Here is a 14,259-nt window from a genome sequence, read left to right as displayed (position 1 = left end):
CCGTGTTCGACGGACGGGGCTCAGCTCCCGCCCTGTTGAGCTGTGCTGATGCGTGTTACCTCGTCCAGGTGGCGGCACGGCAGCACTCACGAAACGACCTGATATTTCGGCGAGGGGATTCTCCGTGTGGCGTGTGAGATTAAGAGCGCGGCTGGCTGCCGCTCTCCAGTAACGGGGTTCCCAGGGGTCGGGAGTTAGCCGCTCCCGACCCATGGAATCTCTATTCCCTGATCTCAGGTGTTGTGAATTCCCGACCGGCGCGGTGCCGGTGGCCTTTTCGACGAGAACGCTGGTGCCGCGCTGCCTACGAGTAAGGAGCTGCTGATGCAGCATGCCCAGGCACGCCCTTCCCCGACGTCCGACTCCTGCGACCTCCGCTCGGCGGACGGCCTGCGGCCGTGAAGGCGGGCGCGGCAATAGTCGGGTCTGTGGCTCTTGGCCCACTACTGCTGATCGCCCCGCTCGCGATGGCTCTGGCCGGCGCGAGCAGCGCCCAGGCCGCCTGTGCGAGCGGCGATGCACAGGCTGTGGATACCGCGGCGGTCGCCAAGCAGGTGGAGTCGATCCTCAAGGGCGGCGGGAAGGCCACAGTGTCGGTCCCCGGGTTGGACGATCCCGCGGAGCAGATCCCGAACGCCAAGACGATCCAGGCCACGGGCGTCGCCATGAAGGTACCGGCCCGGGGGCAGGTCGTGGCTCTGGCCACGGCCCTGCAGGAGTCGGGGCTGCGGAATCTGGACTACGGCGACCGGGATTCACTCGGCCTGTTCCAGCAGCGCCCAAGCCAGGGCTGGGGAACGGCCCAGCAGGTCCGCGATCCGGTGCACGCCTCGACGAGGTTCTACGAGGCTCTACTCAAGGTCCCAGGCTGGCAGTCCATGACCGTCACGCAGGCGGCACAGGCGGTCCAGAAGAGCGGCTTTCCTGACGCCTACGCCAAGTGGGAGCCGCTGGGCACGGCTCTACAGAAGGCCATCGCCACGTCGCTCTCGGAGGAGTCGAGTTCCGACGGAGGCGACAAGGGCGAGCAGACGGATGCGGCTCCCGGCGGGTGTGGCACCGGTGAGGACGGGGCCAAATTCGGTCCGATCCCCGCAGGCTCCGTCCCCAAGGACTACAAGATCCCGGCTGATGCACCCAAGGCGGTCCGCACCGCCATCCGCTGGGGTCTCGGTCAGCTCGGCACTCCGTATCAGTGGGGTGGCGCGTGTACCGATCCGCGTGGCCAGGACCCGATGGGCCGCTGCGACTGCTCGTCCCTGATGCAGATGTCGTACAAGGCCGGGGGCGTCTCGATCTCCCGGACCACGTACACGCAGGTCAAGGAGGGCAAGGCGGTCAGCGTCGATGCCCTCAAGCCGGGCGATCTCCTCTTCACTCGCGGCACGGCCCAAGTCCCGGAACACGTAGGGATGTTCATTGGTGACGGCCTGATTCTGCATGCTCCGCGTACCGGTGACGTGGTCAAGATCTCGACCCTCGCCGACTGGCGGCCGGACGTGCTCGCCGCCCGCCGGATCGTCTGACCGGTCCCCCTCTCCCCCTCTCACTCCTCCCCTTCCGGGCCTTCGCGCGCCCATATTCGTACTGGAGTTCCAATGAAGCTCATTCAGCACGCCCAGATGCTGGCGTACAACCCTGGCGTCACACCGAGCGAGGGCGGCCTGCCCGGCCTCGACGTCCTCAAGAAGGTCATGGGCAGCATCAACCTCTTCGGCATCATCGCCACGGTCGGCGCCCTCGCCATCTCCGCCATCGTCTGGGCCTGGGGCCACCACAGCGGAGGCCACCAGGCCGAGGCCAATGGCAAGAAGGGCACGGTCGTCGCCGCCGGCTGCGCCCTCCTGCTCGGCGCGGCCAACGGCGTCGTCGCGTTCTTCTCGGCGATGGGGACGCAGGTTCACTAATGCCGAAGAATCGTTTCCCTTCCGCCAGGGGGCAGAGGCACGGAGCCCAGTCCTCGGTTCTGCGCCGCGCCTCGATCGGCGGCATCGTCCTCGCTGTCCTGCTGGCCGTCGCCGGTCTGGTCGCGTACGTCACCCGTGCGGAGAGCCCGGCCGCGCCGAAGGCCACCCCCGCGCCGGCGTCCTCTTCGACGTCGCCCTACCCTGCCACCACCACGCACGCCGGGGTGGCGGTGGCCGCGCCACCCAGGACGACGGATCCGATCGAGTTCGCCAAGGCCGCCACCAAAGTCCTGTGGACGTACGACACCCGGTCGTTCTCGCAGACCGAGCACCTGGCCGGTCTCAAGCAGTGGATGACCAGCGAGAAGAAGTACGCGGACTGGAAGTCGGTCTCGGACCAGGTGCCCAGCCCGGTGTTGTGGTCGCGGATGCACGACAACGGGCAGCACGCCGGTGCCACGGTCGGCGAGGGCCACTTCCCGCAGGCATTCAAGACCGCCCTGGCCCAGGACCCCGGCGCGATCACCGAGGCGTACGTCTACGCCGTCACGGTCACCGGCAAGCAATCCATCGCCTGGAAGGGCTCCGGTGCCGGAGCCGAGTCCCGCTCGACGACCCTCGCCGTCCAGTGCCGACCGGACCGCGACTGCGCCCTCGTCGGCGTCCTGCCGAACGTCGCGCCGTGATCGCCCTCAACCTGTGTAAGGAGGTGCCCTCATGGGGGCTTGCGACCTTCCTCTGATGAGTACGGTCTGCGACACCGTAGGCGGTGTCGTCGGCGCGACCGGCGAAGCCGTCACGGACGGCATCGGTGCCTGGATCGCCAAGTCGATGGGCGAGATGGCCCAGGCCGCAGCTGACCTGGCCTCGAAGGCCGTCGACAAGACCACCGCCATCGATCTCAACGCCGAGTGGTTCAGGAGCAACTACGAGCTGATCCTGCCCATCGGCCTCATCCTCACCGTCGGCACGTTCTGCCTCCAGCTCACCCGCGCCGCCTGGCGCCGGGACGAACGCGCCCTCGCGCAGGCGGTGTACGGAACGGTGGCCGGCGTCCTGTTCGCGTTCGCCGCGATCGCCTGCACCACCGTCGCGATCACCGTGGTCGACGCGCTCAGCGCCGGCCTGTTCAAGGCGGCCAACAGCTCCGTGGACGACGCGGTGCGCCGCATCATCAAGGTCAACGAGTTGGGGGCGATGTACGGCCTGGGCTGGGGTGTCCCCGCCATCGTCGCACTCGGCTGCGCGGTAGGAGCCTTCCTCTACTGGGCGGTGATGGTCGCCCGCAAGGTCGGCATCCTCGTCCTGGTCACCCTCGCCGTGTTCGCCGGGGCCGGCGGCGGCTGGGAGGTCGCGCGGCGCTGGCGGCGCGGCTGGATCGAGGCGACCAGCACCCTGATCGTCTCCAAGCTCCTGATGACGATCGTGTTCCTGCTGGGTGTCTCCGCCATGGGCAAGACCGACGCGAGCGACGGTCTGAGCGCCCTGTCGGACGCGATCGCGGGCATCGTCGTGATGGTCCTGGTGCTGCTCTGCCCCTACGCCACGTATAAGTTCGTGCACTGGGCGGCCGACGGCGGCGGCCACGACGATCTGCACCGCACCGGTGTCGCGGGTATGGCGGTCGCGGCGGGTGCGGCGAAGACCGCGGGGCAGCTCGCTGTGCAGGCCGGCACGGGGATGCGGGCTCCGCAGGGGCCGGCGAAGGTGCCGGGCCAGGGCTCCGGTGGCGTCGCCTCTGGGATCGACCCGACGGGCGGATCCGGTGGTGAGGCCAAGCCGAAGCAGACCCACTTCCGCTTCGGTGAGGATCCGAGTGCGACCGGCGACAAGGGTCGTGCGCTGATCCGCCGTCCTCCCACGGACGGCGACCGCGGAGTCCCGCTCATCCAGCGCCCCGGTGGGGGCCAGGCAGCTGACTCGGCGCCAGCGGTCTCCGGACCTACGCCACAGGGCGCCTCGGTCGCAGCGCCGCAGGTCACGCACCTGGACCCGCCGGCACCGCGGCGCAGCGATCCTCCTCCGCAGGGAGGCGCCACCCCGCAGCGGTGGATCTATCCCGGGCCAGCGGACCGCTCGGGCTCGTAGCCCGGAGCTGACGGGGTGGGCCGAGGCCCGCCCGGCCCGCCCCGTCTTCCTCTTCTTCTTTCTCCTCATGTTCCAAGGACGGCTTCGCCATGCTCTCTGATGCTTCTCACCCTGACGGTCCGGCTACCGTCAAGTTCCCTCACCGCTCGCGGCGGGGCGTGCTGCTCGGCCTGTCGGCCCCTCAGCTGATCGTCGTCGCGGTCTGCGGTCTGCTCCTGCTCGGGGTGCTGCTCACCTCCGGTGTGACCGGGGCGCTCAAGCTCGTACCGCTGTGGGCCGTCGTCCTCGCGGCGGTCTTCATCCGCCACCGCGGACGGGCGCTCGCCGACTGGGCGCCGATCGCGATCCGATACGCGCTGCGCCGCTTCCGGGGGCAGCTGGTCTGGCTCGCCCGGCCGTCCACCCGGCCACGTCGAGAGGGTCTGCTCCACCTGCCCGGCACGGCCGCGTCCCTGCGGGTGGTGTCCTCGCCGGACGGCTGCCTCGGCGCGGTGCACGATCCGCACCACGGCACCCTCACGGCCGTGGTGAAGGTCTCCTCCCGAGCCTTCGCCCTGCTCGACCCGGCCGCGCAGGCGGGCAACGTCTCCGGCTGGGGCCGCACGCTGGCCGCGCTCTCGCGCAGCGGGCACATCGCCCGCGTCCAGGTGCTGGAGCGCACGGTCCCCGACTCCGGCGACGCGCTCAACCGCTACTGGCAGGAGCACGGCAACGTCCAGACCCCGCTCGCCGGTCCGATCTACGGCGACCTGCTGGCCGCCGCAGGCCCCGCCGCCGCCCCGCACGAGGCGTACGTCGCCCTCGCCCTCGACCTCAAGGCCGCCCGCCGCCTGATCAACCAGGCCGGCGGCGGACTCACCGGAGCCTTCGCCGTACTGGCCCAGCTCGCCTCCACCTTCGACCAGTCCGCCCGTACCTCCGGGCTCACACCGAATGGCTGGCTGCCCGCGCGCGAGATCGCCGCCGTGATCCGTACGGCGTACGACCCCAAGGCGTCGGCTGGCCTCGACCGGTGGTCCGACTCGGGCCGTCCGCAGGCCGACCCCGCTGCCGCCGGGCCGGTCGTCCTGGTCGAGAAGGCCGACCGTATCCAGACCGACTCGGCCCACCACGCCACGTTCTGGATCGAGAACTGGCCGCGCATCGAGACCAGCCCCGGGTTCCTCCACCAGCTCCTGTTCACCACCGGCGTGCGCCGCACCCTCTCGCTGACCTACGAGCCCAAGGGGCTGGACGCCGCCCTGAAGGACGTACAGCGTAAGAAGGCCACCGTGATCGCAGACGCCGCCGAGCGGGCCCGCAAGGGCCAGGTCGACTCCGAGGAGGACTCGGTCGAGTACGCCGACATCAAGCAGCGCGAGCGCCAGCTCATCGCCGGACACGCCGACGTCGCCCTCACCGGCCTGCTCACCGTGAGCGCGGACACCCGCGAGGAGCTCAACGCCGCCTGTGCCGCCGTCGAGACCGCGGCCGTCGCCGCCCTCGTCGACCTGCGCCTGCTGACCTGGCAGCAGGCCGAAGCCTTCACCAACGCCGCTCTGCCGCTCGCTCGCCCGTAGCGCGGCCCAGCACCACCGACCGCGCTCTACCGAAGGGCACCCCATGCCGACCGAGCCCCTGCCCGAACTGGCTTCGGACTTCGTCCCGTTCGCCACCGCCGCGCTCGACTTCCACCGGGCCATCAACATGCCCGTCGCCCCGGTCGCCGCCAGCCGCACCGAACTGGACTCCCTGCACGCCCACCTGGTCGCCCTGTACGGGCTGCTGGATGCGCACACCGCGCGGACCGCCCCGGTGGCCGGCGTCGAGGGCGATCACCTGAGGGCCTGCCGTGTCCGGCTGTGGCAGGCAGCCGAGCACCTCCACGCCGCCTATCACGCGGCCCCGCAGCGAGTCACCGGCCGCCTCCCCACGCGGGAGGCGTGCCGGGCCCGGCTTCCCGAGGGCGCACCCGACCTCACCGTGTGCCAGCGTCACCTGGCCACCGCCGCCCGCGTCCGCCGTGACCACACCCCGGCCGACCTGCGCGACCCGTTCACCGGTTTGATCCGCCACTGACCACCGGAGCACCACCGCCATGCCCAACCGAACCACCCGCGCAAGCGCCAGTCCGCTGTTCGTCCCCCGCAAGACCGACCGCCGCACGGCCCGCGCCGCACGCGACCAGTTCGCCGCCGCCCGCGACAAGGCCCGCCACGCCGCCCGGCCCGAAACCCGCCGCACCACGACCGGCATCGATCCCGAGCTGCGTGCCACCTACCCGGCCTCCGGCCGCCCCGGGCCCGCCTCCGCCCGCGGCGGCCGGCTCAAGCTCCCCGCCCACCGGATGACCACCGCCACCGCGTCTGGCGCCTACCCCTTCCTCGCCGAGGGCGGCCTGGGCGCCCAGGGCATCTACGTGGGCCGCGACGTGCACGCGGAGGCCGCCTTCACCTACGACCCGTTCGCGCTGTACGGGCGGCTCGACGGATTCACGAACCCGAACATCCTGCTTGCCGGGATCATCGGCATGGGCAAGTCCGCCCTGGCCAAGTCCCTCGCCGTACGCGCCGTCGCCTTCGGCTACCGCATCTACGTGCCGTGCGACCCCAAGGGCGAGTGGACCGTTGTCGCCCAGGCGCTGGGCGGGCAGACCATCGCCCTGGGTCCCGGCCTTCCCGGCCGGCTGAATCCGCTGGACGCCCCTGCCAGGCCGTACGGCGTCAGCGAGGACGACTGGGCGGGCGAGGTCCGCAAGCGGCGCCTGCTTCTCCTCGGCTCGCTCGCGAAGACGGTCCTGCGGCGCGACCTGCACCCGATGGAGCACACCGCCCTGGACGTGGCACTCGACCAGGCCGTCACGCACGCCGAAGCCGCCGGCACCACCCCGCTGCTCGGCGACGTCGCGTACGTGCTCGGCTCACCCGAGCGGCTCGACGCCGCACTGGGAGACCTCTCCGGGCGCCTGGGACGGGCCGCCGAGGACCTGGCCCACGCACTGCGGCGCCTCGTCCATGGCGACCTGGCCGGCATGTTCGACGCGCCGAGCACCGTGGCCTTCGACCCGGCCGCGCCGATGCTCTCCATCGACCTGTCCCGCCTCGGAGGCACCGGCGACGACACCGCACTCGTCCTCGCGATGACCTGTGCCTCCGCGTGGATGGAGTCCGCGCTCGCCGACCCCACCGGTGGACGGCGCTGGGTGATCTACGACGAGGCATGGCGCGTGATGCGGCACGTCGCCCTGCTGGAACGCATGCAGAGCCAGTGGAAGCTCAGCCGGGGCCTCGGCATCGCCAACATGATGGTCATCCACCGCCTCAGCGATCTGCTCACCGCGGGCGACGCCGGCTCCCGGGGGCGTGCCCTCGCCGAGGGGCTGCTCACCGACTGCTCCACCCGGATCATCTACCGCCAGGAAGCCGACCAACTCGGCTCCGCCGCAGCCCTGCTGGGACTCACCGGCGTGGAGACCCAGGCCGTCTCCGCCCTCACCAAGGGGCGCGGCCTGTGGAAGGTCGCGGGCCGGTCGTTCATCACTCAACATCTGCTCCACCCGCACGAACGCGAGCTGTTCGACACGGACGCCCGGATGCATACCTGAGCCGTCCGCTCCCGTTCACGCCCTGGGGGAGCCGGCCCGCGCCGCCCCGGCTCCCCCTCGCCCGTCGTCACATCACGCCCTCCGTACAGGAAGTCGCCCCGCCATGCACCTGAAGCGCACGATCCGTCGCGGCCTGCGCCGCCTCGTCCAGCTCTACGCCGACGCCGCCCGCGCCCACACCGCACACGGCCATGCCTCCGTACCCCCCGGCCCGTGCGACCCCGTGGACGCGACGCGGCGAGGGGCCGACCGGCGCCCTGACGCGCACGACGAGGGCGAGACCCGCCATGGCTGAGCTGGCATGGATAACGCTGGGCAAGCACCCGCAGCTCGGCCTCACCGCCGCCACCCTCCACGACGACTTCGGCTCCGCGAACCGGCTGCTGCTCGATGCCGGATTCTCCACCGGGCATCCCGACTTCGCCTATGTCCTCGGCGCCAGCCGTCCGGACGAGGTCCGGGCGACGCTTCAGCAGCTCTACAGCGCTGTGGCCAGCCACTACGTCGCCATCGACGACGCCTCGCTCCACGGCTCCATGCCCATCAGCCTGGCGCCGCCCCGTGGTTCAGAGCCCGCGCACCCGCCGACCCTGTCACCGCGCCGGCCGGACTTGCGGGCCGATCTCGCGGAGTTCGCCGAGGAACTGTCGGGCCGGCTCCCCGGATCCTGGACTGCCGCCGTCCACGAGCACGCGGGGGAGGAAGGCCAGCTCCCGCTCAGCGAACGAGTCTGGGATTACGGCCACGTGAGCTGGGCCCTCTCGGAATTCACCCCGCATCGAAGCGCCGTGCTCACCAGTGACTCAGGGATCGAGATCCTGGTCACCGACCGCCCCCTGCGCAAGCACGAATTCCTCATCGCCGTGTTCGAGCCACGAGGCAGCGGGTTCGACACGACCACCAGGACACCCAACGGCATCGTCGTGAGCAACGACCCGGTGCGAGCGGCCTCCCGAGTGACAACCCGCCTGCTGCCCCGGTACCAGGAGGCCGTCCGCGAGACCCAGCTCAGCCGAGTCACCAAGTCGGTGGCTGCCTGCCAGCGCGTTCTGGCCGAATGGGACGCGGTCTCGGACAGCCTGTGCGACGCCGATCACTGGCCGCTCGACGAGCGGTACGGTCTGCGCCAGCAGGTGCGGGACGCGGAGATGTGGGCGCAGTTCGCGCCATTCCTCGAGCACGGTCAGGCGCTGGTCGCGTACGCCGAGGAAACGCTTCCTCTCCTTGACCCCGCAGAGCGTGTGGCCGGGCGCTGGGCGTACCGGCTCAGTGCCTTGCGCGAGGCACTGGACGGCGGCGCCCGGGTGCAGGCCGAGTTCCAGGTGGTCGCCGAGGCGCTCCTGCCCGACCATCCTCGCTCGAAGGCGATGTTCGCGGACGCCGTGGCCATGCGCAACGCCGAGGGCTGGCACTACTCCCTGACCTGGATGGACAACGCCGGCGTCCTCGTCGACATCGCGCGCGCCGACAAGGCGCCGCCCGCGCCACCGACCCGATCGCTCCGTGCGCAGCAGGTCCGGTCGACACGCGCCGAGGCTGCCCGTTCCTGGTCACCACACGCCGCTCGCCAGATCACTGCGGCGATCGAGAAGAACGCCGGTCCGCCAGCTATCCGCTTCTTCAACTCCAGCAGGCCGCCGCGCTCACGCTGACTAGCGCGAATCCACGGCCACACCAAATCCGCCTTTCGGCCGCATCCTCGTCCTCCGCACGGCCCCGACCTCTGCGAGGTGCATCTTCGTGGCGGAAACACGTCCGCACATCACTGTCGGCCATCACGACCAGTACGGCGTCGTGGCGGCGACGTCGCACGACAACCACGTCGCCGAGCACATCCTGCGGCTCGTCGGATTCGAGCGGCTGCGCGGCAGCACTCTGTATGGGCTGACCGATCCGCACCGTGACCCAGTACGGCGCGGGGCGCAGGCGGTCCAGTCCCTGCGGGCCGCGCAGTACAGCGTCAAAGCCGATGTCGCGTACGACCTCCAGCCCTATACCCGGCTCGGCACGGGCCAGGGCCTCCTGGAGCGGCTGGAGAAACCTTCCGTCACAACGGTGACGCCCTCGGCCCAGCAGCTCAGGTCCGAGGCCGCCACCGCCATCTCTCCGGCCCGCGCGACCGCAACGCCGGCGCGGCAGCCCGGCGTCGCCGTCGAGTACCGCCCCGCCCCCTCCGCCCCGCAGCCGGTCCGCACCCGTTAGACCGCCCCCACCAAGGAGCCCGCGCGATGACTCTGCAACTCGAACCGGACGTCGCGTTCGGTATGCACCCCGACTACGGGGTGGCCGCCGCCGTCGCGGACGCCCGACCGTTCCTCGACGAGGTCCTGCGCAAGCACCACTTCCGCTACAGCGAGTACCTCGACGTCTACCTGCTGGCGGACAACACTCCCCACAACACGGCGGTACGGACCGTGGCCAGGGCGGCCCGCGAATTCCAGGACGCTGGTCTGTCCGTCGCAGCCGATCCGAGGATCATGATCCCGCCACCGGTCCCGACTCCGGACGGAGTCGCGGCGCGGGCGACACGGCCCGGCCAGTCCCTGACCGCGTTGACCGGCGAGCTGCACGAGCTGCGTCGCGCGGCGGACGTCTCCGAGGTCCTGGGCGAGATCCTCGACGAACACCACGGCGTCGTGCTCGACCTGGAGGAGTTCATCGACACGGCCGCCGCCTGGTGTGAGCGGCTCGACACTCCGAATGGTCACGAGCTGGGACTTCATCTGCGCAACATCGCCCATCACGTCGCCTTCCTCGGCGACCAGCTCGTCGGCGCCCAGCTCGAACTGGCCGTCATGCCCGACGTGACCCCCGAGAACGCCCCGCCCCTGGCCGAGGTGCCGCTGCCCGAGCGGCAGGAGTGGCTCCGGGTCACGCACACCGCGCGAGCGCGCGCCGCCATGGCGTCGTCCCCCAACCGCCCGGGCAACGCACCGAAGCCGCAGGACGAGCCGGCGCCGCGCCTCCAGGCCACGCCGACCGCCCCGAGCCGTACGCGCTGATCCGCCCTTTCCCGACGCTCAAGGAGTCCGGCTCATGGCCGTGAAGAAGTTCTGGACCGTCGACCACGCCTGCGGCCACACCGCCGAGGCCGATCTGTCCGACCGTCCGGCCGACCGCCGTGCCGGATACGCCCGCTGGCTCGCCGGCCGGGACTGCGCCGATTGCTGGCGGGCCTCTCGCCCGGAAGACCCCGCGGCCACGGCCGAGTGGCTCGCGAAGCAGAGGGTGACCGAGCAGGCCGAGGCCGAGGCGTGGTCCGCGCAGTACCGCATGCCCCCGCTGGACGGCACCGACCGCGCGGTCGCCTGGGCCACCCGCTGTCGCCACCAGCTCGTCTCCTCCGCGTACACCGCACTCGTCGTCGAAGGAACCACGAGCGAAGCGGAGTGGGAGGCCATCGAGAACGCCGTACGGCCGCTGACCCGCGCCGGCTGGTGGCTCGATCAGCGCGATGCCGACCCCGCGGACCTGCCCGAGCTGCTGGAGGCCGCCTCCACGAGCGACCGGCCGACCGAGAACCCCCACTTCTGAACGGACCACCCCCACGATGCCCACCCCGCCCGACGTCGTCATCACACGCCACCCGACCGGCAACGTCACCGCCGAGGGCGGAGACGAACTCGCCACCACACTCCTCAAGCGCGCGGGCTTCATCATCGAGACGACGCCCCGGTCCTTCTGGTACCGCCTGCCCTGGGACATGGGCGAAGCCCGCGAGAACCAGATGGCCAGCCACGCAGCCCGCATGCTCACCGCCGTCGGCTACCGCGTCGACCTCGGTCCCGATCTGCACGTGGGCCCCCTCACGACGCCCTCCGACCCCCGGGGCAAACACGTCCACGGCCACCAGGTCCTGCGGCTGACCGACGAACTCAACGGCGCCGAGGCGTATGAGATTGCCGCTGATCTCGCGGAGCACGTCTTGGACCCCCACGATGGTGTGCTCGTCCGCCTCAGTGAGTTCTTCGAGGCCGCAGCCGAGCAGGCCAAGGCATCCGAGACCGATGCCGGTTGGGATCTGTCGTACGACTTCGCGGAAGCCGCAGCAACGCTCACCGCCCTCGGCGAAGACCTGCACGACGCCGCCGACCAGCTGCGGGCACTCAATCGGCCGGCGAAGCCGAGCTGGCAGGAACGGGTCGCCAACTACTACGCCATTGCCCCGGCCACCCAGCGCACCGGAACACCCGCCGTCACACCCGAGGCGTCCGCTGCCGCTCCACCGCTCGCGGCCAGGCCGAACCGAACGCGCTGACCAATCCCACTCATCAGAAAGGCCGTTGCGTGTCCTTCCTACACGAAGAGTACGGAACCGATGCCGAGGTCTACCGCAAGCCGTTCAGCACCGAGGTGATCGCCGACTGCGGTGACCCGCGCGCCCACGAGGTGCTTGCCGCGTGCGGCTTCGTGAAGACGACCGTCCCGCCGCACTACGTCTGGCACCAGCTGCCCGAGGGACTGCCCGAGGAGGAACAAATGCGGCGCGCCACGCGCGCCGCGTGTCTGCTCCGGTCCCAGGGCTTCGACGCGAACGTCGCCGAGGACCTGGTCTCCGAGGAAGCCGTTGCCGCCGTACGCGACGAGATCCTGCGGCACAGGATCAGCGGCGCGGCCTCGTCGTCCTCGCCGACCGCCGGCCCGGTCGCACCACCGGCACCCCCGGACACCACGGCCCCGGCCGCGCCTGCGGCTCCCTCCACCTCCGCCCACCGCAGCCGTTAGGAGCCCCTCGTGATCACCAGAAGAAGCCGCCGGCCCCAGCCCATCGCCCCTCTCGCACCACGTAACGGGACCGCGCTTTGTCTCCTGCACGCACCAGCACACCCTCGACCACCACCGGCACCGACTTCCTGCTGTACCTGATGCTGTCCGTCGCCGTCCTCGGGATGGGGGCCGGGACGCTGGCCTGGTTGTTCGGCAACAGCGCCAACACCCTCACCAGGTCCGGCCCCTGGACCCCGTACGAACCCACCGCCGCGCTGCTCCACCCCCACGAGGTCTGGCCGCACCTTCCGCAGCCGGTCCTCGTCGGCACCTGCTACGTCCTGCCCACACTCGTACTCTTGGCCGCCGCGCTGCTCGGCGCGAAGGTATGGCTGCGGCTGCGCGGCAACCCCAAGGGGCTGGCCGACCAGCGTGACCTGGCCGACCTGATGCCCAAGAAGATCGCGGCCAAGGCGATCGACCTTCGTCCGAGCCTCAAGGGCACCAAGCCCAAGGACGTCCTACCCGACGACCGCGGCGTTCTGCTCGGCACGCTCGCGCCCGGCGCGCGCGAGGTCCGCTCCTCGTGGGAGGACGTGATCCTGGCGATCATGGCACCCCGGTCCGGAAAGACCTCCGGCCTGGCGATCCCGGCGATCCTGCGCGCTCCCGGACCAGTGCTGCTGACCTCCAACAAGGCGGCCCGCGACGCCTACACCGCCACGCTCGCGGCCCGCGCCGAAGCCGGCACGGTGTGGACGCTCGATCCGCAGCAGATCGCCCACGCGCCCCGGACGATGTGGTGGGACATCCTCGCCGACGCCCGCGATCTCGCCGGAGCCCGCCGTCTGGCCGGGCACTTCGTGACCGCGTCCGTGGACGAGTCGAACGCGGGCGACTTCTGGTCCACGGCCGCCGCGAACACGCTCACCGCGCTGTTCCTCGCCGCCGCACGCGACCGGCGGCCGATCACCGACGTCCTGGCCTGGCTCGCCTCGCCGGCCGACCGCTCCCCCATCGACCTGCTCCAGGACGCCGGACTCGACGCGGTCGCCGCCCAGCTCCAGGGCACCGTGGCCGGCGCCGTCGAGACCCGCGACGGCATCTTCGAGACAGCGCGGCAGTACGCGAGCTGCCTGCTCGACCCGGCCATCGCCGCCTGGGTCACGCCGCCCAGCGGCCTCGGCAAGATCTGCGAGTTCAAGCCGGAGGCGTTCGCCACCAGCAAGGACACCCTCTTCCTGCTGTCGAAGGACGGCGGTGGCTCCGCCTCGGCGATCATCGCCGCCGCTGCCGACGCGGTGATGCGCGCGGCCGTCATCCAGGCCGAGCGCGACGGCGGGCGGCTCGACGCCCCGCTGCTCGCGATCCTCGACGAGGCCGCCAACGTGTGCAAGATCGCCGACCTGCCGGACCTGTACTCGCACCTCGGCTCCCGCGGCGTCATCCCGATCACGATCCTGCAGTCCTACCGCCAGGGCGTCCGGGTCTGGGGCGAGGCCGGGATGGACGCCCTGTGGTCCGCCGCGACGATCAAACTCGTCGGATCAGGTATCGACGACGCCGACTTCGCGGACAAACTCAGCCGCCTGGTGGGCGACCACGACGTCCGTACGGTCTCGGTCTCCACCAGCGAGTCGGGCAAGTCCACCTCGGTCTCCATGCGCCAGGAGCGCGTGCTCCCGACTGACGCGATCCGCGCGCTGCCCAAGGGGTCCGCGCTGCTGCTGGCCACCGGCATCCGCCCCGCGCTCCTCGACCTCAAGCCCTGGTACCGGGAGCCGGACGCCGACCGGCTCGGCGCCGCGTCCGCCACGGCGACCGCGGCGATCACCGAGCGCGCGCTGGCCAAGAACCTGCGCCGAGACGACTTCGGTCCGGCCGCATGACCCCGGTGCTGCCAGGTGCCCGGCTGGCGAGACGCAACGGTGCACGCCCCCAATCGTCGCGTCCCTGGGCCTTCGCCCCCATCTC

General features: G+C 71.2%; 15 protein-coding genes. All 15 read left to right on the top strand.

All coding sequences use genetic code 11. From position 1 onward, the window contains the following. Positions 1-398: 398 nt before the first annotated feature. Positions 399-1,526, top strand: a complete 1,128-nt coding sequence (locus ACFWFZ_RS09340; protein WP_387118917.1) for a C40 family peptidase — start codon at positions 399-401, stop codon at positions 1,524-1,526. Between the two features lie 72 nt (positions 1,527-1,598). Then, entirely contained in the window at positions 1,599-1,907 is a 309-nt protein-coding gene (locus ACFWFZ_RS09335) for a DUF6112 family protein (protein WP_039649441.1), read from the top strand. Continuing rightward, positions 1,907-2,593 (top strand): hypothetical protein, encoded by a 687-nt coding sequence (locus ACFWFZ_RS09330; protein WP_387118914.1) that lies wholly within the window; start codon positions 1,907-1,909, stop codon positions 2,591-2,593. Before ACFWFZ_RS09335 ends, ACFWFZ_RS09330 begins: the two co-directional genes overlap by 1 nt. 31 nt (positions 2,594-2,624) lie before the next feature. Further along, complete coding sequence (locus tag ACFWFZ_RS09325) at positions 2,625-3,995, top strand: ATP-binding protein (RefSeq protein WP_387118911.1); 1,371 nt, start codon at positions 2,625-2,627, stop codon at positions 3,993-3,995. Positions 3,996-4,084: 89 nt separating this feature from the next. Then, positions 4,085-5,554 carry an SCO6880 family protein gene (locus ACFWFZ_RS09320; RefSeq protein WP_387118908.1) on the top strand — a complete coding sequence of 490 codons (1,470 nt, stop codon included), beginning with the start codon at positions 4,085-4,087 and terminating at the stop codon, positions 5,552-5,554. A 43-nt stretch (positions 5,555-5,597) separates the two neighbouring features. Then, positions 5,598-6,053 (top strand): DUF6238 family protein, encoded by a 456-nt coding sequence (locus ACFWFZ_RS09315; protein ID WP_236241498.1) that lies wholly within the window; start codon positions 5,598-5,600, stop codon positions 6,051-6,053. A 19-nt stretch (positions 6,054-6,072) separates the two neighbouring features. Then, positions 6,073-7,578 carry an ATP-binding protein gene (locus ACFWFZ_RS09310; RefSeq protein WP_387118905.1) on the top strand — a complete coding sequence of 502 codons (1,506 nt, stop codon included), beginning with the start codon at positions 6,073-6,075 and terminating at the stop codon, positions 7,576-7,578. A 103-nt stretch (positions 7,579-7,681) separates the two neighbouring features. Continuing rightward, the gene (locus tag ACFWFZ_RS09305) at positions 7,682-7,873 is read left to right on the top strand and encodes a hypothetical protein (protein WP_387118902.1); all 192 of its coding nucleotides are present in this window, start codon (positions 7,682-7,684) and stop codon (positions 7,871-7,873) included. Continuing rightward, positions 7,866-9,230 carry a hypothetical protein gene (locus ACFWFZ_RS09300; RefSeq protein ID WP_387118900.1) on the top strand — a complete coding sequence of 455 codons (1,365 nt, stop codon included), beginning with the start codon at positions 7,866-7,868 and terminating at the stop codon, positions 9,228-9,230. Before ACFWFZ_RS09305 ends, ACFWFZ_RS09300 begins: the two co-directional genes overlap by 8 nt. A gap of 88 nt (positions 9,231-9,318) precedes the next feature. Continuing rightward, positions 9,319-9,780: a hypothetical protein gene (locus ACFWFZ_RS09295; RefSeq protein WP_387118897.1), complete on the top strand. Its 462-nt coding sequence runs from the start codon at positions 9,319-9,321 to the stop codon at positions 9,778-9,780. Positions 9,781-9,806: 26 nt separating this feature from the next. After that, on the top strand, positions 9,807-10,580 hold the full coding sequence (locus ACFWFZ_RS09290) for a hypothetical protein (protein ID WP_387118895.1): 774 nt from the start codon (positions 9,807-9,809) through the stop codon (positions 10,578-10,580). 34 nt (positions 10,581-10,614) lie between these two features. Then, positions 10,615-11,112, top strand: a complete 498-nt coding sequence (locus ACFWFZ_RS09285; RefSeq protein ID WP_387118892.1) for a hypothetical protein — start codon at positions 10,615-10,617, stop codon at positions 11,110-11,112. Positions 11,113-11,128: 16 nt separating this feature from the next. Beyond that, positions 11,129-11,836 (top strand): hypothetical protein, encoded by a 708-nt coding sequence (locus ACFWFZ_RS09280; RefSeq protein ID WP_387118889.1) that lies wholly within the window; start codon positions 11,129-11,131, stop codon positions 11,834-11,836. Between the two features lie 29 nt (positions 11,837-11,865). Then, positions 11,866-12,303: a hypothetical protein gene (locus ACFWFZ_RS09275; protein WP_387118887.1), complete on the top strand. Its 438-nt coding sequence runs from the start codon at positions 11,866-11,868 to the stop codon at positions 12,301-12,303. A 77-nt stretch (positions 12,304-12,380) separates the two neighbouring features. Further along, a complete protein-coding gene (locus tag ACFWFZ_RS09270; RefSeq protein WP_387118885.1) occupies positions 12,381-14,174 on the top strand; it encodes a type IV secretory system conjugative DNA transfer family protein in 1,794 nt (597 codons plus the stop codon). Positions 14,175-14,259: the final 85 nt, after the last annotated feature.

It is taken from the genome of Streptomyces sp. NPDC060232, from assembly GCF_042726555.1.
Classification (GTDB): domain Bacteria; phylum Actinomycetota; class Actinomycetes; order Streptomycetales; family Streptomycetaceae; genus Streptomyces.
This window is presented reverse-complemented; position numbering and strand designations above follow the sequence as displayed.

Excerpts from the sequence above, each read along its gene's own strand:
- ACFWFZ_RS09335 (WP_039649441.1), top strand. The coding sequence starts at position 1,599 with ATGAAGCTCATTCAGCACGCCCAGATGCTGGCGTACAACCCTGGCGTC.
- ACFWFZ_RS09330 (WP_387118914.1), top strand. The coding sequence starts at position 1,907 with ATGCCGAAGAATCGTTTCCCTTCCGCCAGGGGGCAGAGGCACGGAGCC.
- ACFWFZ_RS09325 (WP_387118911.1), top strand. The coding sequence starts at position 2,625 with ATGGGGGCTTGCGACCTTCCTCTGATGAGTACGGTCTGCGACACCGTA.
- ACFWFZ_RS09320 (WP_387118908.1), top strand. The coding sequence starts at position 4,085 with ATGCTCTCTGATGCTTCTCACCCTGACGGTCCGGCTACCGTCAAGTTC.
- ACFWFZ_RS09315 (WP_236241498.1), top strand. The coding sequence starts at position 5,598 with ATGCCGACCGAGCCCCTGCCCGAACTGGCTTCGGACTTCGTCCCGTTC.
- ACFWFZ_RS09310 (WP_387118905.1), top strand. The coding sequence starts at position 6,073 with ATGCCCAACCGAACCACCCGCGCAAGCGCCAGTCCGCTGTTCGTCCCC.
- ACFWFZ_RS09305 (WP_387118902.1), top strand. The coding sequence starts at position 7,682 with ATGCACCTGAAGCGCACGATCCGTCGCGGCCTGCGCCGCCTCGTCCAG.
- ACFWFZ_RS09300 (WP_387118900.1), top strand. The coding sequence starts at position 7,866 with ATGGCTGAGCTGGCATGGATAACGCTGGGCAAGCACCCGCAGCTCGGC.
- ACFWFZ_RS09290 (WP_387118895.1), top strand. The coding sequence starts at position 9,807 with ATGACTCTGCAACTCGAACCGGACGTCGCGTTCGGTATGCACCCCGAC.
- ACFWFZ_RS09285 (WP_387118892.1), top strand. The coding sequence starts at position 10,615 with ATGGCCGTGAAGAAGTTCTGGACCGTCGACCACGCCTGCGGCCACACC.
- ACFWFZ_RS09280 (WP_387118889.1), top strand. The coding sequence starts at position 11,129 with ATGCCCACCCCGCCCGACGTCGTCATCACACGCCACCCGACCGGCAAC.